This is a genomic window from Pantoea sp. LMR881 (genome assembly GCF_027157825.1).
GTDB lineage: Bacteria > Pseudomonadota > Gammaproteobacteria > Enterobacterales > Enterobacteriaceae > Pantoea > Pantoea haifensis.
In genome coordinates, this window is sequence record NZ_JAPVOK010000006.1 from 160,842 (window position 1) to 173,560 (window position 12,719).

The 12,719-nt window shown below is 50.8% G+C and carries 18 protein-coding genes and 2 pseudogenes; 15 read left to right on the forward strand and 5 right to left on the reverse strand.

The features are described from left to right. The first annotated feature begins 225 nt into the window (after positions 1-225). The 11 genes from O3W44_RS23605 to O3W44_RS23655 all read left to right on the forward strand — a co-directional run bounded on the left by O3W44_RS23605 (position 226) and on the right by O3W44_RS23655 (position 6,297). The gene (locus O3W44_RS23605; RefSeq protein ID WP_269295086.1) at positions 226-438 is read left to right on the forward strand and encodes a hypothetical protein; all 213 of its coding nucleotides are present in this window, start codon (positions 226-228) and stop codon (positions 436-438) included. A gap of 5 nt (positions 439-443) precedes the next feature. Then, entirely contained in the window at positions 444-929 is a 486-nt protein-coding gene (locus tag O3W44_RS23610; RefSeq protein WP_269295087.1) for a hypothetical protein, read from the forward strand. Between the two features lie 160 nt (positions 930-1,089). Next, positions 1,090-1,212: a hypothetical protein gene (locus O3W44_RS23615; RefSeq protein ID WP_269295088.1), complete on the forward strand. Its 123-nt coding sequence runs from the start codon at positions 1,090-1,092 to the stop codon at positions 1,210-1,212. Then, positions 1,209-1,607: a hypothetical protein gene (locus tag O3W44_RS23620; RefSeq protein ID WP_269295089.1), complete on the forward strand. Its 399-nt coding sequence runs from the start codon at positions 1,209-1,211 to the stop codon at positions 1,605-1,607. Before O3W44_RS23615 ends, O3W44_RS23620 begins: the two co-directional genes overlap by 4 nt. 95 nt (positions 1,608-1,702) lie before the next feature. Beyond that, positions 1,703-2,818, forward strand: a complete 1,116-nt coding sequence (locus tag O3W44_RS23625) for a hypothetical protein (RefSeq protein ID WP_269295090.1) — start codon at positions 1,703-1,705, stop codon at positions 2,816-2,818. Continuing rightward, a complete protein-coding gene (locus O3W44_RS23630) occupies positions 2,815-4,197 on the forward strand; it encodes a hypothetical protein (protein WP_269295091.1) in 1,383 nt (460 codons plus the stop codon). Before O3W44_RS23625 ends, O3W44_RS23630 begins: the two co-directional genes overlap by 4 nt. Further along, positions 4,178-4,669 carry a hypothetical protein gene (locus O3W44_RS23635; protein WP_269295092.1) on the forward strand — a complete coding sequence of 164 codons (492 nt, stop codon included), beginning with the start codon at positions 4,178-4,180 and terminating at the stop codon, positions 4,667-4,669. The genes O3W44_RS23630 and O3W44_RS23635 overlap by 20 nt, the downstream gene beginning before the upstream one ends. Beyond that, the gene (locus O3W44_RS23640; protein ID WP_269295093.1) at positions 4,659-4,985 is read left to right on the forward strand and encodes a hypothetical protein; all 327 of its coding nucleotides are present in this window, start codon (positions 4,659-4,661) and stop codon (positions 4,983-4,985) included. Before O3W44_RS23635 ends, O3W44_RS23640 begins: the two co-directional genes overlap by 11 nt. Beyond that, positions 4,912-5,271 (forward strand): autotransporter outer membrane beta-barrel domain-containing protein, encoded by a 360-nt coding sequence (locus O3W44_RS23645; RefSeq protein ID WP_269295094.1) that lies wholly within the window; start codon positions 4,912-4,914, stop codon positions 5,269-5,271. Before O3W44_RS23640 ends, O3W44_RS23645 begins: the two co-directional genes overlap by 74 nt. After that, complete coding sequence (locus O3W44_RS23650; RefSeq protein ID WP_269295095.1) at positions 5,222-6,031, forward strand: autotransporter outer membrane beta-barrel domain-containing protein; 810 nt, start codon at positions 5,222-5,224, stop codon at positions 6,029-6,031. Before O3W44_RS23645 ends, O3W44_RS23650 begins: the two co-directional genes overlap by 50 nt. After that, the gene (locus tag O3W44_RS23655) at positions 5,950-6,297 is read left to right on the forward strand and encodes a hypothetical protein (RefSeq protein ID WP_269295096.1); all 348 of its coding nucleotides are present in this window, start codon (positions 5,950-5,952) and stop codon (positions 6,295-6,297) included. Before O3W44_RS23650 ends, O3W44_RS23655 begins: the two co-directional genes overlap by 82 nt. Before the next feature lie 7 nt (positions 6,298-6,304). Here O3W44_RS23655 and O3W44_RS23660 read toward each other — a convergent pair whose 3' ends face one another. Both O3W44_RS23660 and O3W44_RS23665 read right to left on the reverse strand, forming a co-directional pair. After that, positions 6,305-6,496, reverse strand: coding sequence for a hypothetical protein (locus O3W44_RS23660; protein ID WP_269295097.1), 192 nt, complete (start codon positions 6,494-6,496; stop codon positions 6,305-6,307). Between the two features lie 431 nt (positions 6,497-6,927). Then, entirely contained in the window at positions 6,928-7,116 is a 189-nt protein-coding gene (locus O3W44_RS23665; RefSeq protein WP_269295098.1) for a hypothetical protein, read from the reverse strand. A gap of 649 nt (positions 7,117-7,765) precedes the next feature. Here O3W44_RS23665 and O3W44_RS23670 point away from each other — a divergent pair. Then, the gene (locus O3W44_RS23670) at positions 7,766-7,930 is read left to right on the forward strand and encodes a hypothetical protein (protein WP_269295099.1); all 165 of its coding nucleotides are present in this window, start codon (positions 7,766-7,768) and stop codon (positions 7,928-7,930) included. A 619-nt stretch (positions 7,931-8,549) separates the two neighbouring features. Continuing rightward, positions 8,550-9,128 (forward strand): hypothetical protein, encoded by a 579-nt coding sequence (locus O3W44_RS23675; protein ID WP_269295100.1) that lies wholly within the window; start codon positions 8,550-8,552, stop codon positions 9,126-9,128. 49 nt (positions 9,129-9,177) lie between these two features. On the opposite strand, the gene O3W44_RS23680 is transcribed toward O3W44_RS23675, so the two are convergent. From O3W44_RS23680 to O3W44_RS25250, 3 genes and pseudogenes are all read right to left on the reverse strand, one after another. After that, the gene (locus O3W44_RS23680) at positions 9,178-9,324 is read right to left on the reverse strand and encodes a hypothetical protein (protein ID WP_269295101.1); all 147 of its coding nucleotides are present in this window, start codon (positions 9,322-9,324) and stop codon (positions 9,178-9,180) included. A 151-nt stretch (positions 9,325-9,475) separates the two neighbouring features. Beyond that, entirely contained in the window at positions 9,476-9,751 is a 276-nt protein-coding gene (locus tag O3W44_RS25245) for an oxidoreductase (protein WP_442954697.1), read from the reverse strand. A 712-nt stretch (positions 9,752-10,463) separates the two neighbouring features. Next, positions 10,464-10,595, reverse strand: a pseudogene (locus tag O3W44_RS25250) (ISNCY family transposase); the annotation flags it as partial. A 939-nt stretch (positions 10,596-11,534) separates the two neighbouring features. On the opposite strand from O3W44_RS25250, the gene O3W44_RS23690 reads away from it, so the two are divergent. Further along, on the forward strand, positions 11,535-11,681 hold the full coding sequence (locus O3W44_RS23690) for a hypothetical protein (RefSeq protein ID WP_269295103.1): 147 nt from the start codon (positions 11,535-11,537) through the stop codon (positions 11,679-11,681). Between the two features lie 274 nt (positions 11,682-11,955). Continuing rightward, positions 11,956-12,703 (forward strand): annotated as a pseudogene (locus tag O3W44_RS23695) (alpha/beta fold hydrolase); the annotation flags it as partial. Between the last annotated feature and the right edge of the window lie 16 nt (positions 12,704-12,719).

The window sequence follows — 12,719 nt, forward strand, 5'->3', positions numbered from 1 at the left end:
TTAAGATCCAGGCATAAAATATTTATTTCCAGCATTTTGTCCGGAAATAGTCTCTTGAATAAAAAATTATCAAGTTCCGATAAATATTTCATGAGTGAAATGATGTTAATTGCATCACCAAATTCTTACTCATCCTCACATAAAATATTTAATTGAACAAAAATGCCTGAAACGTAACGGTTAACCTGATCCGGGCGTTGTATTTTCTCTGTTGAGGAAAACATCTTGTTTAAATTAAATCCTTTACTTCTGGGCCTTATCGCGGCGCAAGGGGTGATCCCTGCGTTTAATGTCACTGCGGCGGAATTAAAACCTTATACGCCGGAGCTGAACGACAATAAGGCAGGCGTTTACTGCCTCTGCAACGGCAGCACGCAAATGCTAAGCGGGCTGCCTCAATTTACCCCGGCAAAAGGGGTGAAACGCGCATTACGCTAACCGAATTGCAAAATAAGGGTCGCATCATTAATGACAGTTTGACCGGGAAAGAGCGTATCGAAATCGGTCAACAAACCTTAAACATTCGCATCCCTGACGTCGAATCCAACAGCTATACGCTGTATCAGGTTTATAATTCAGATTTTATGACCCATTTGCCTGTCATTGGTCTCGACACGGTAGTGCCAGATTATATTGATGTTAATGATGCGCAATATATTAATGCGCGGGTGGCATCGGTAAGTAATGGCACCATAAATGTCGATATTGGCAGGCAAGGCGCTGCAAGCCGTGCCACCACCAACAGCTGGTCAATGGCGGCGAAACAGAGCGAATTATTTACCGCCAGCAAACAAGGGCACCTGAACTGGAACTCAAACAACCGCATTACTTTTACCGCCGCCACGCCACCCTATAGCGGTGATCGGTTAGCCTATAACAGGGGCAACGTAGTCAACTACAGCGGCGTTTTCAGCGTAACAACCCCTTGATGGCGCTACCAGCACCTTTAACGTTAATAACCTCAATGAGTTACGCAATTACAACAACTGGCTCATCGCTCAGCTCTCCGACGTTAATCTCAGCCCAGAAAACTATAACGCCGAATTTAATAAAGCTTTTTCTCTGAATGACAAAAGCGTGGTGTATCGCATGAGCAGCGATAATCTCAATGATGAGATAGCAGAGCCGCTGGGCGATCAGGTAGTGCTAAGCGCCGAGGGTCCCGATGCCAGCATCAAAATCACGCGCGTGGTAAAACCCTGGAGGTTGTGAACAACAGTACCGCTGTGATGCGTGCCAGTAACGGGGCCAGCGCAATTATTGATGGCAAACTCGCCAGTACCGGGCCAGCACAGTCAGAAAGCAAGGCGCTGGAATTAATCAATGGCAGTAGCGGAATCAATAACGGCGTGATAAACGGTGGCTTTTTTAATAACGCTAACGGCAACGGGGTAGACCCCAGCACGCTCGGCTATATCGGCAAAGCGGTGTCGGCCTCCTCTGGCAGTCAGTTCACTAACAACGGCGTAATTAACCTTGCGCCTGGTGAAGGCCCGAATTTTGGGAGAGTCAGGCTATCTGGCTGGGCAGCAGCAGCGCGATCAATCATGGCAATATCAATGTCGGTGTCACAGACGTTGATAGCAGTAGCGCAGGGACAGGCGTAAGTTTCAGTGGAAAAGGCAGCTTTACCAATGCGGATGACGGCACGATTTATCTTGGTCGCGCTGCGCAGAATAGTCAAACCAGCGACACAACGGATGTGGCTATCAATCTGAGCGGCGGTCTCAGCGCAATCAGCCAGGTCCATGATTCCAGCGCCATCAACAACGGTCATATTGTTATTGGTTCCGGAGTACAGAACGCGGTTGCCATGCGCGTTGAAGCGGGGCCGAATGCACTGGCGCTCAACAATGGCGTGATTGATATCAATGGACGCGCGCAATTTCAGCCCGCTGAAAACATCGGCATGCTGGTACTTGACTCTGGCAGTGGCGGGCGCGTTGGCAACACCGGCACCATTAACCTGAACGGCGATAATAGCACCGCGATGAAAATCATTGCCCGCGACGGCAACAGCGCCAGCGCGTTCTCTGGCGGCACGATAAATGTCAACGGTGACGCCGATTCCATTTTCAGCACAATCAATACCGCCGTCTGGCTGACTGGCCAAGAGGGCAGCAGTGTCAAAGCGGATCTTAGCGGGCCGATAAACCTTAATGGCAACTCGGCTGTCGGCATTCGCGCCGAAGGTAATGCCACCGTTAACGTGACGTCCGACGCGGTGCCACGCCTGAACGGCGGTCAGTATCAAATTGGTGTTTATGCGATCGGCCCGGAAGCCAGAATTAATCTCCCCGCCAACGGCAGCTATACAACGTCCAACTGGTTTAACACGCTGTTTCGCTATCAGGATGGCGCGATTTTTGATGGACGTGGTATGACCCTTACCGCGGATACATTTTTCTCCACTGGCGTGATGGGAAGTGGTGACGGCACACAGGTCTATACTCACGGCGCAACAATCAACATTGGCCAGATCGCCACCGGTTTAGTAATAGAAAACGGTGCTCTTGGCATCATTGATGCGAACACCCAGATAAACATAACCGCTGACACAGGAAGAGCAGCATTAGTGGACGGCATGAAACGTAACCTGGTCGGCGATTATATCGATCCAAATTCAAAACCCTCTGATGACAGCCTGCTCATTAACCATGCTGCCATCAACGGTGCCGCTGACTGGCAAAACGGTCTGGTCGCAGCCAATCATGCTCAGTTGATCAATACGGGCAACATCACGTTCGGCGGCCGGGAACCCATGCCATTGAAGCCTATTCCGGTTCAACCGTCATCAACAGTGGCGATATCAGCGTGACGCGCAGCAGCACCGGGCTTAGTGCGAATGCTAATCCTTTTGCTGGCGATAATCTCAGATCAACCGTGATTACTAACAGCGGTACGCTAAACGTCAGCGCGGGAGAAAGTATTCTGCTATCACCGACTATCGGTGCATCGGCCAGTTACCCGCTGGCCCGCATCAACCAGAACGGTACCATCAATCTTTACGGCGAAAATGTTCTGGGCGCACAAGCCTGGGCAGGCGCAACGCTTAACCTTGGAACAGACAGCAAGGTCGTGTTTCACAGCGCCAACCAGACCGCTTATCAGGCGCTCGATGTAAATTCCAGCCTGGTCAGCAGCAGTGGTGATACCGATGTCAGTACGGACGGCTCGACGCTGTACCGTCTTGTCACAGGGGCTTCCTTCTATCCCCTTACCGCGCCTAACGTCACGTTAAGCGGTGCAGGCAGCAACGGGATTACAGGTTCTGGCACCGGCACCACTTTATTCGGCACGACCGTTTTCACCGTTAACGGCGAAGCCGCAACGGCAGTGCGCGTGACCGATGGCGCAGAAGCTACGCTTTCAAACGCTATTACGCTGAACGGCGAAAATAGCGTCGGCGCGGTCAGCGACGGCAGTGACGCAACGATTTATGCCGCATCTCAAATTGCGGGTGAGGGCAAAAATATCACAGCCTTTGCTGTGGGTAGCGGCGCACGGCTGTTCAATCAATACCCGGGGCGCGTCGATTTAACCGGGGATAACAGCACAGGTGTACGCCTGTATGACAAGGGCAATTTTACCAACCGTGGCAGCGTGCATGTGGCGTCGGGCATCGGCGTGGATGTCAACAGTGGTCAAGGTGAGTATGTGCCGATGGACAGCGAACTGCGAGTGGATGATGGTATCGCCGCGTTACGTGTTGGCAACGAGGCGGGGCTAAACCTCTATGGAGAGGGTCAGGGCCGCAGCACCCTGACCGCCAGCGGTAGTGCTGACACGCTGTTACTGGATAACGGTGCCGCCTGGTTTGAGGCCAACGACATCATTTTAGGTGTCTACGGCAGCGGTAGCGTTATCAACAACCGCGCCGAAACGGCAAACATTTCACTGCAAAACGTCATGCTCGACGTAAGCGGTGGCACCGGCATTCGCTCTGCAACCTCCTTCGATCCTGAAGGCAGCGCCTTCATCAACGTCAGCAACGGCGGCACCGGTTATCTGTTTGCCAATGCCGACGGCTCAACAACAGATAACGATCTGGTGATCGGGAAGAACTATTCCATCCTCGTTTCAGGCGAAGGCACCGGCATCCGTGCTGATACCACCGGCAGGGTAATTTCTCAGGGTTCTGTTGTGGATCCGGGATACCAACGGTGGCTCAGCGATAGTGACCAGCACCGCCAGTGAAGTGATCAACCAGGGTTCAATCACCTCATTAAGCCTGGTCGCGCCAATCATCGACTTACGCGGCGGTCAGACGGTGTTCCTCAATGAAGGGAACATTTTTGCCCCCTTCCCGGAAACCGTTGTGGTGGCTGGCGGAGCAACCGATGACGTCATTGCCCTGCTGGACGGCAACGTGACTGGAGATGTGAATACCGGCAACGGCAGCGATTCACTTCTTGTCACCGGCGGAACGTTAAATGGCAGCCTGACAATGGGCAGCGGCAGCGATAATCAGGCCAGGGTGCAAAAAGTAAGCCTGGCGAAGACCAGTCACATCACCGCTGCAAGCGGCGCGGGCGCAACGCTGAGTTTTAGTGAGATCGAGGCGCGCGGTGGCTCCTTTGTTAGCGATGATCTGAGCAAAGGCACTAATCTCGGTGCCGGATGGAGCACGCTTAACTTCTCCCCGCTCAAAGTGGACATTGACCGATAACATCAAACTTGCGCACAGCACCATCAATATCGACAGCGGTTCGACGCTGTTCGCGGGTGATAACGTTAATCCACTGTTGCAGGGTGCCACTGACGATTCTCTCGTCGTGAATAATGCCGGTACGCTGGATCTGACTAACGGAAGCAACACCGCCAGTAATACGCTGACTATCGACGGAGAGCTGGCGTCAGCAGGCGGAACTGTACAACTCAATTCCACCGCCACGCAGAGTGACAGGCTGCTTGTCAACGGCAGCGTCAGCGGCTACGACCTTTATCGACGACAGGCTGGTGGCTGGCGAACAGGCGGATACTAACCGCGACGGCGTAGTCGAAGCCACCGAAGGCGTCTCGCTGGTACAGGTTTCAGGTAATGCCAGCGCCAGCAGTTTCGTGTTGAAACAGGGCTACGTGGCGTCAGGGCCGTGGCAATACAGCCTGTACAGTTTTACACCGGGTACGAGCAGTGCCAGCCAGCGCCAGCTCAGCGGCAGCGGTAACGCCTTCTGGGATTATCGCCTCGCCAACAGTTATGTTTGTGAAGGGGTTCGCTGTGCCAGCCGCAAACAGGAAGCACCCAGGCAGCGGTGCGACCAGCAGTGATACCGCAGGTGCCTCCTATATTTCAGCACCTCTGGGTCTGGCCCACCATTACACGCTGGCGATCACCGACGATCTGCATAAACGCCTCGGTGAGTTGCGTCATCAGCAAAGTAACACGGACGCATTGAGTGGCGAGATGTTTATTCGCTATCTCGGTTCAAATCTGACTATAAAAGTCACCGCGATGTCAGTCAGTACGGTTATGATTTCGATCTCGATTACAGCGCCGTTCAACTGGGCGGCAACCTGCTACGCAGGGATGGCGTGCGTGACAGCCTGCGCGGCGGCATCCTATACGCGCGGCAACACGCGGATACGTCCGCACGCCGCAGACGGGTACAGCTCCACGACTTTCGACAGTGACAGCCTCGCGCTCTACACCACCGGCAGCGTGACAGTTTCTATCTGGACGGTTCGCTGGCCCGGAACTGGCATCGCGGTGAAACCGATATCGCCCGTGAAAAAGAGGCAGGATCAGCAAAGGGATGGATGGACCGCGTCGCTGGAGTCAGGTTATTCGCTGACCTTTGCAAACGGATTGCGCCTTGAACCGCAGGCACAGCTGACGTATCTGAACCTTAAAATGGATGATTTCACCGACAGCGATCGCACCCGCGTCGCCTGGGATGCTTATGCGAGCAAACCATCGGACGTCTGGGCGCGCGTCTGGATCGCTTATTGCAGGATGACAGTCAGCGTCAGTACACGCCTTATATCCGCACTAACTATTATCACGGCTGGGGTGGAACGGCGAAGGTGAAAGTGGGCTCCGCTGACAGTGACAGTAACCAACGCTTCGAAAGCGGTAAATTTGGTCAAATGTGGGATGTCGGCATTGGCGGTACCACCCGCTTTAAAATGATGTTTCGCTCTACGCTGAAGCTGATTACCGCAAAGAAATTGACGGAAACGGCGCGAAAGGCTGGCGTTACAATGCAGGGATACGCTGGACATTTTAAACGGGCTCTGGATAAGCCACCACTGAGACGCATTATGAATTGTACGGTTCAGCCGTACAATTCATAACAAATCACTACGGTTGCGGCGATACGCTTTGTTTAGCCACTGAGGTTTGATCAAGCGTTTGCATATTTTTTTGATAAGCGGCCAGTTGCGTACCGAAGCTTTTTTCGAGAACAGCAAAGGTTGCCTGCGCTTTATTTTTATACAGCTCGCTGGAAGGATGAGTACAGTCTGGTGACATTAAGGCCTGCCAGTTATCCATTTTTTAATCCGTTCAAACTGGGGAACCAGAGGCACCGATTCTGACCGGGCAACAGCATTCAGACTGGAAACATAAGGTTCTAACTTCACACGTGCGATACGCCCGCAAATGGGATGCGGTTCCTGACACAATCACCGCTTTGCCTTCGGCGCGCAATTTCAATCAGCTTTGACATCACTTCGCCATATTTTACCGGACTGACAATATAATCAGGTTCAGTATCTTTGAAACGATAGTGCCGGGCATCGTTCATGGCAAAATTAAGGAATAATAATTTTAGCTTCCGATGTTTCCATCTCCTCACGCCGGTTTTATTTTGCGGTAATGATATTCACCTGTCAGTAACTCCAGTGCCTGTGCAGACGGCGCCATAATTTACAACGCGAATACCCGGACCATATTTATCTTTAAAAGCGTATTACACAGCTATTTCATTTTCTTTTGTGATAACCGACTTTAGTTTCCTTCTTTTTTACTGCCATCACACCTTTGGTACTGGATCCGCCATAAGCCGCAATAATAAAGTCCTTTTGAGCATCAGCTGCATGTACCGTCCCGCTCAAAACAGAAAAGAGAGCAAATAAGGAAAACATTATTGGAAAAGAAATATGTAGCCTCATTGAATTTACCTTTGACGTGTATACATGATGCTTATCTCAACCGATTGCCTGTGTGACATCAGGGCAACAAAGGGGCATGAACGAAACAATCCGAAAGCGTGATTTATCATTTTTGCCTGGCAGGAATAGGAACAGTCCCATTTAACGGATGAAATGTTAAAAACAGCACGGCTAAACTTTGAAACATTTTTTCATCGCCATCACCTTTGCTAATCAGTTTTACTGTCAGGCTTAAGATTATTCTTTAAATCATACCTGCCTGACATGCGCCTGAACTCATAAATAAAATAACTTAGCTTGCTAATTACCAAGACCACCCATGTGCGGGATATCAAAACTTCAACATTACCTATCATAAGTTAAAAGATATTTCCTTTTTGGTTTACTTACTTTTCGGCGTGTGCATTAAAACGATAACCTCTTTTATTCATTGCGAGGTTTATCCGAATATTTCCTGACTCTGTTAATGCATAATGTAAAGCTGATACCATTATGTTTCTCATGTAAAACGTCGTTTGCCGAGGGATGTCTGTTACAGTCGGGCCAAATAAACACAATGCCGTTTTGTTTAACGGTGCTCACTTTTTCACCAGTGCGCAAACAGACCCAACTTAAAAGCAATGCAATAAAAACCCTTAATGGAGAAAAAGTGGATAAAACTTCATTTTTATCAACGCGAAATACAGGCCTCGATTTTTACGCGCTGCTTACTTTAGAAGGCGTGCTGTACCACGAGCACGCAGTTTACCCGGAGGGAATTCCTGGTATTACCTGTCAGGAAAAAATGAATCGGCTTTTTTACCTCCCTTATTGAGTTTCGTCTCATACGTTCCGAATGAAGCTTTTTCTTTTATTGTAGGCTGTTTTCAGCGATGGTGTTTTTACGCAAAGGAAAGATTTCTCTTTTATCCAAAATCGAAAGAAGAGGCGTGCTTGTCCCCTTATCTCTGCTTTCGCCTTATTCCTGGCGTCATGTAAATTCGCTGCTGCAACGATTAAAGGCAGTGCATATGTACCGCTGCCGGATTAGCGGTAGGGTTTACACGCACCTTCACTCACCTGTGGTTCCCTGTCTCGTTATTCCGCCATCTCCTTTTTATTCCTGCTCCGTATAGGCGAAGAGCGCAAATGCAAAGTTCCCGCCGTCCCCTTTCCCGTGCCAGTTCGCCTTCCCGAGTGGCTTTCTTTCTCGAGCTGCACTTTTTCTGGTACGGTGCATAAAGATGCAGGTGAACTGGTGTCGTTAATTCCCTGACCGCCCTGCCCTCCGTGTTACTTTGCAGCCGGTTGGTGCGCTGTATCCTCACTTACCCAGAAAGAAGATCCCAGAGACGCTAAAAGTCCTGCCGCATTCAGGGTTTCGGTCCGCTTGGCGCTCTGCTTGTTGCGCCGCCTTCGGGCGCACGTCCTCCTTGCAACCCTGGCGGGGTGGGATGAAGTATTTACCCGGCTCTGCATCCAGCGCTTTCCTCTGCTATTTTCTCCCTACTGGATTGTTCTTTCTGTTTTTGAGAAAATGCGCCTGGAAAGAAAATCGTTTCGCGCACTGGAAAAGCTATCGTCGATTCGGCTTTGTGGTCTACGACATGCACTCATCCGTTGTCCATTCTTTACCGCACTGGCGTCTGTTTGATTGTTATTTCCCGGATAATCTTCGCTTTCTACTTGCGTCGCTGCAGCGACACCCGGTTGCTTTTGATACTAAGTACCTGTTGCTATGGCTTTATCAAACGTATTCCTGTGCTGGCAACCCTGTTTGGTTTAAACCAGCCAGCACTGCAACCAAATTGCGCCAGTGGCTAACTCCCGCAGGACAAACAACCAGGTTAAACAAGACGCGACCCCCTCAACGCATCAACCGTTCAGGTCAGGGTTACCTGCAGAGAAACCCGCATCCGGTGAGCCGTTTACGGGGTTTTTGTGATTTAGCCATTACTCATCCGCTTCACGCGTTCCTTTACACGCCGCTCGGCCTCGGCGCCCGAAGATACACATGTGTGGCGGCACGTTAACCGCTCCCTTGCAAATTCTGCTGCCGCGCGCCGCGCAGCGGTATGGACATCAAAGAATGCTGGTGCGCCAGTGTGTCAGACCAGATCTGGCTTCTTCGTTTTTCAACAGATCTTCTCTGCCCGCTGAGGCCTCGTTTATCAGACCAACAGCAATTACCGGAATATCGCGATGTTGCTTAATATCTCGAGCCGCCAAAGCGCACCTGATAGCCAGCCTGGTACCTTGGGATTTTCGCCGTTGCGCTAACCCACCGCTGGAAACACACGAATAGTAGGCACAGTTAAGCGATTCTGAGCTGTTCTCGAGAAGGCGATTCACTTTGAGCTAGCATCCCAGCCTTCGCCCTCTACCCAGTCTGTGGTTGAAATCCTTGTCCGACGCCAACCCGTATAGTTTCCGGGTACGGACTCTGTACCGCTCTGAAAAACCTCAGCGGAAAGCGCATTCTGTTTTCCAGCGAACTCCCATACTCATCCCCGCTACGCTTGTTAGAAAGCGAAAGAAACTGATGCAGCAGATAACCATGCCGCCGCATGAATCCCACAAGTTCTATTCCTGTCCGACGGCTCGTTGCGCACCGTCGACAAACGCTTGTTTTACGTTTCATATCGTCGTCGCTCATTGCAGGTGTATCGTCTTCAATTAAAAGCCACCGCCGACGGAGCAACAGCTTGCCAGCCGCCCGCGTTTATACTAATTGCTTTCGCCCGTCAGTGGCACAGCGCAGGAAGCTTATGTCCGGCATGGCGGTTGAATACCGACATGAATACTGTGAACATCAGTGATATCATCTCAGCACCGATTGCAATGCTGCTTCAGTTTTATCATCCATAATCCTGATCCTCGTGCGATCCGGCTGATATCCTCGTTAACTGCCGCTGTTTGATAATCATTAAGCCCGTACCAGAAAACGCCAGTTACCCGAAGATGAATACGGCAGCCACGCGGTCGCTTTTTATTCTCATCCAGCGGAATACTGATACATCGGCGCAATGATAACGCACAGCTATCCAGCGAGAGTCACCATCGCCTGATTCCGAGAAAGAATCACGAAACTTTGAACGGGTGTGAAGAAAGGCGAATAGCTACAACTATAGTGGCAGTTTGCGACACGCGGTGGGTGCGTCGATTAACCTGCCATGATTCAGAGCGACTTGCCTGCCGGATGCTTCACACCTGCCGGCTTTAACCGGAACTCAGTGGTGACTGCTGCAGCCTTCGACAGGTCGGTCATTTTCATGACAGAAACGCTATCCATGCCGTTTGCCAGCAGGTTGCGGCACTCCCTGGCTGGTCAGCCCGCCAGTTGCCGTCCTTTTCCAGCCTCTTCCTGACACGCCTCTTTTCCGGCCTTTTCTTCGCTGCTGTGCAATTGTTATCAGTCTGTCCTCATGCTGTGGCACGCGGTGCGCCAGTTCGCGAATAACGGTTTCGGCATCCGGCGTTTCACCCGCCTGAATCAAGTAGCTTTACCAGCACCCGCTGCCTCCGTTCAGGTTTTCGCCACAAAGGCTGCAGCCTGTTCATCGAAGATTTTGGACACCGCGTCGTGTGGCGTGGGCGTGCGGTTTTTCTTCATCCTGATGGCTTGGCTGTGGGAGATCCGTTGGCGGGGTTTTAATACAGGGCCGCTGCCGGTGCGGCAGGCTGCCAACGTGTATTGTCCAAAGAGGAAGACTCAGAAATTCATGCTCATTTTTATTACTGCTACCCAGAGAATAACCTGCATTTATTTAACATAATGTTGATTATACGCCTTTATTGTAAAGAGCCGTTACGCTGTGAATGTTCGCTGGGGAGCCAGATTTATCACGCCGGTTACGGTGGCTTGCCGGACGTGCCGCAATCTCCTGTGGCCGATATCATGAGAAGCTTATGGGCGGATGACATGGGGCCGGAGCTGAAATAGCCAGCTAACGCACCGGATCATGAAGCGGCAACACCTGCCTCGATAATAAATTGTTACTGACGCGATAAACAGCGACATGAAAGTTTGATTCTCTGTTAACGATAAAACTGGTAGCAAAAATCCGGGCCTGTAGAGAGCGTAGCCTCATCGCAAGTCAGGGTGCACCTGGTTGACTACGCTTAAACAGAGGGTTACCCGGTTAACTACGGAGGTAAAATGTCACGCGTACAGGCAGTCGATCAGATTGTGCGTATCCGCCAGTGATTTCGCTGCATCACGAACGTTCTATCACGGGTTGATGCGGTCTTTGGGATTCGATGCTTCAGAGGAGAAGCTGCAGGCCGCGGGCTGGACCGATGGCATCGACCCGGTTTATGGATCTATCAGGCCGATGAACAAGGCGGGTAAAAAACCTTTATCGGCCGGGTAACCCTGCTTTGATTACTGCGCCTGGTCACTGAACGGCCGCCAGGATGTTGATCAGTTACAGGTATGGTTGGAAGAGAACAATGTCACCATTGCTGATGCGGCAGGTGAGCGGCGTCCTGATTATTACGCCGTGTTCTTTTCCCGATCCGATGGAGGACGCTTCAAGGTATGCACTACGCTGGCGGAACATCGCCTGATGTCTCGCCTGCTGTGATTGCGTTTAGCTGTTAATACGCAGGCGTTTTTTCACATAAAATCTGTTCATACGGACTTCATATGCCTTTTAATGTGACATTTACTACGTCTGTTTCTGCCTTATACTACCTTGAAGTCATGCTTAATCGCGTGGAAGCTTTACAACACTTGCCTATTTCGCCGCATAACTTACTGAACATCTAGCTCTTAACTGCCCTGTAAATTTGTCCTTGCCTCATGCGCAAAGCCCATCACCCGTTCTGTCTTTTTCGTTCAACAGAGGAGTTAGTGCTATGTCATTTGTTACAATCCAAAGACGGCGTAAATATATATTTTAAAGACTGGGGTCCCCAAAACGCATGTTTATTGTTTTTCATCATGGATGGCCTCTTAAGCGTGGATGACTCGATGCTCAAATGTTGCTTTTCTCGGAAAAGGCTTTCGCGTTATCATATTGACTGCCGTGGCCATGGACGTTCAGATCAGGCCAGTGACGGTCCGATATGGATCATTACGCCGCTGACGTTTCGGCCGCTGTTGAACATCAGATTTAAACAACACGGTTCACGCTGGTCACCTGACAGGAGGAGTGTGAAGTAAACACAGAAGGTCAGCGCGTATTATGGTCAGTCACAGGGACGGGGTTGCGGGTGCTGCGCCTGATCAGCGCCGTTCCAATTTTGATGGTTAAGACGGCGGATAATCCCGCGGCGGTACGCCAGCTGACGTTTTTTGATGGTTTCGCCAGGCGTTCGCGGCCTAATCGTGCTCAGTTCTACCTTGATGTGGCATTCATTCCTTTTATGGTTTTAACCGGACTGGCGCAGCGGACCCGCAAGGAATTATTCAGAACTGGTGGCGTCAGGGTATGAACGGCAGTGCGAAAGCCCATTACGAAGGCATTAAAGCCTTTTTGTGAAACAGACCAGACTGGAAGATTTGAAAACCATTACGGTGCCGACACTCATTATGCAGGGTGATGATGATCAAACCGTACCTTATGAAAATGCTGCCATTCTGCAGGACATGTTGTTAACCAACTGACTTTCAACATTTA

What these genes read in the sequence shown, in the direction of transcription:
- O3W44_RS23615 (WP_269295088.1), top strand. Translation starts at nt 1,090, where the DNA reads ATGAGCAGCGATAATCTCAATGATGAGATAGCAGAGCCGCTGGGCGAT.
- O3W44_RS23665 (WP_269295098.1), bottom strand. Translation starts at nt 7,116, where the DNA reads ATGAGGCTACATATTTCTTTTCCAATAATGTTTTCCTTATTTGCTCTC.
- O3W44_RS23675 (WP_269295100.1), top strand. Translation starts at nt 8,550, where the DNA reads ATGAAGTATTTACCCGGCTCTGCATCCAGCGCTTTCCTCTGCTATTTT.
- O3W44_RS23660 (WP_269295097.1), bottom strand. Translation starts at nt 6,496, where the DNA reads ATGGATAACTGGCAGGCCTTAATGTCACCAGACTGTACTCATCCTTCC.
- O3W44_RS25245 (WP_442954697.1), bottom strand. Translation starts at nt 9,751, where the DNA reads ATGAGCGACGACGATATGAAACGTAAAACAAGCGTTTGTCGACGGTGC.